Source organism: Mesorhizobium sp. M5C.F.Ca.IN.020.29.1.1, from assembly GCF_003997375.1.
GTDB classification, from domain to species: Bacteria; Pseudomonadota; Alphaproteobacteria; order Rhizobiales; family Rhizobiaceae; genus Mesorhizobium; species Mesorhizobium wenxiniae.
Window position 1 is genome coordinate 1 of record NZ_RZSW01000889.1, and the last position, 1,695, is coordinate 1,695.

A 1,695-nucleotide genomic window follows, 5' to 3' on the forward strand; every position below is an offset into this window, starting at 1 on the left:
GGTCTATGGAGCGCCTTTCAAAAATCACGATGTCGGATATGCACCGCCCGAAGCAGCCGCCTTTGCAATATGGCGGCTCGGATGGTCGAGGCAACCCGCAAATGCCATGAAATCGACGACGGGGATGACAGAAGGCGAGCCGCCTCGGGCTGGCAATGGTTGCTCGAAAAAAGAACGGGATTGCTGCAAAAAGGAAGGGGCCTGCGCGCCCGATGCTCGCGATCAGGCGGCCTGCAGCAGGTTTTCGATGTCGACGATGGTGTGGTTGGTCAGCGTCTTCGAAATTTCCACTGTGATTTTCTCGGCGACTTCCTTGTGCAGTTTTCGACGCATGTCGCCCAGCACCTGCGGCGGTGCGATCAGCACCATCTCCTTGAAGGCGCCGCGATGCGCGAGCTTGTACAGCCGCTCGGCAATTTCGTCGGCGAAACGCTCCTTGCCGAGACGTTGCCAGTCGGTGTCCTCGACTGCGCTGCGGTGGACGGAAGGGCCGTCGCTGTAGCGGCCGGGGCGGTCCGAACCTTGCTCTCGCGTCGCCGGATTTGCCTGTTCCATTTCCTGCACGACCTGAAGGTCGGGATATTGGGTGTCGCCACGGTTCTCGAGGAACAGCGCCTTCTCGCCGTCGGCCACCACGATCCACAGTCCGCGTTTCAGCTTGAGGTTATTCACGGAGCGCTCCTTTTTTCTGTTTTTCATGGTTTTCTAGGCCCGTCTCTGGAGCCATTGCCGCGGCTGAACAGCCAGGCTCGGATTCGCAGGGCAAACGCGCGCCGACGCAGGAATGTTCCGGTGACGACAAGAACAGCGAGCGAGCCAACCAACCAGCCAAGGATGACGGTGTTCGGCCACGACATCGAAGCGGGCTATCATGTAGCAGTCTTCGTGCCCGAGACGGTGGCAGTGGAGCACTCACTCGCCACAGGGGCAGCCTGCTTGACGGGCTGCGTCTTAAGGCTGGAAGAATCCGGCGTTTGGAATCGTTGATATGGCGATACACCCGTTTGAGGTGATCCCCATGCAAGCACGATTGATCGTCAGCCTGGTGTCCTTGCTTGTCGATGCGCGCCTTGTGATCGCTCCCGCCTTTTCGGCCGGTGGCGGTGGCAGCGCGCGTTTCACAGTGGATAACAACATCAAGGGAGGTCCAAATGTTTAAGTCTAGCACAACCGCGACGCTGCTTTCGTTAGGTGTGGCGCTGAGCGCGGCGGCGTCGGCCGATCTCGCGCAGGCGGCGAAACGCACCATCACCATGGTCGCGGTCGAGGCCAAGGGCGGGACGACCGTCGACAAGGAGCCGTTCCCGACCGCGGGCCTACCAGAAGGTAAGGGCTACGAGCTCGAAGCGCCCAACGCCGAGGGTCGGTGGGAGGTATCGGCCTACCGCTGGGAGCCCAATCAGATCATCGTGAACCAGGGCGACGAAGTCACGCTCGAAATCCTGGGTGTCAATGGCGCGGAGCATCCGGGGGTGATCGACGGCTACGATGTCAGCTTCACTGTCAAGCGCGGCCAGCTCACCACCGTAACCTTCACCGCCGGCAAGACAGGTGTGTTTGAATTTCGGTGTGGGACTCATCAGCCGTCGATGGTGGGCGAGTTGATCGTGCTGGCAGGCGGTTGATCAGTGTTCGGCGCTTGGTGACTTTAATCTACTAGATTGGTAGAATTTAGAAAAAAGTGTTTTGTAATAT

Annotated in this window: 3 protein-coding genes; 2 read left to right on the forward strand and 1 reads right to left on the reverse strand. The window is 59.5% G+C overall.

Going from position 1 to position 1,695, the window contains the following annotated elements; genetic code table 11:
• Positions 1 to 222: 222 nt before the first annotated feature.
• Positions 223 to 672, reverse strand: a complete 450-nt coding sequence (locus EOA85_RS34665; RefSeq protein ID WP_127212679.1) for a host attachment family protein — start codon at positions 670 to 672, stop codon at positions 223 to 225.
• A 316-nt stretch (positions 673 to 988) separates the two neighbouring features.
• Between EOA85_RS34665 and EOA85_RS37925 the strand changes: the two genes are divergently transcribed.
• Both EOA85_RS37925 and EOA85_RS34670 read left to right on the forward strand, forming a co-directional pair.
• Positions 989 to 1,159, forward strand: coding sequence for a hypothetical protein (locus EOA85_RS37925; protein ID WP_156768434.1), 171 nt, complete (start codon positions 989 to 991; stop codon positions 1,157 to 1,159).
• Positions 1,152 to 1,625 (forward strand): cupredoxin domain-containing protein, encoded by a 474-nt coding sequence (locus tag EOA85_RS34670; RefSeq protein ID WP_127212680.1) that lies wholly within the window; start codon positions 1,152 to 1,154, stop codon positions 1,623 to 1,625. The genes EOA85_RS37925 and EOA85_RS34670 overlap by 8 nt, the downstream gene beginning before the upstream one ends.
• The last annotated feature ends 70 nt before the right edge of the window (positions 1,626 to 1,695 follow it).

Excerpts from the sequence above, each read along its gene's own strand:
- EOA85_RS37925 (WP_156768434.1), top strand. The coding sequence starts at position 989 with ATGGCGATACACCCGTTTGAGGTGATCCCCATGCAAGCACGATTGATC.
- EOA85_RS34670 (WP_127212680.1), top strand. The coding sequence starts at position 1,152 with ATGTTTAAGTCTAGCACAACCGCGACGCTGCTTTCGTTAGGTGTGGCG.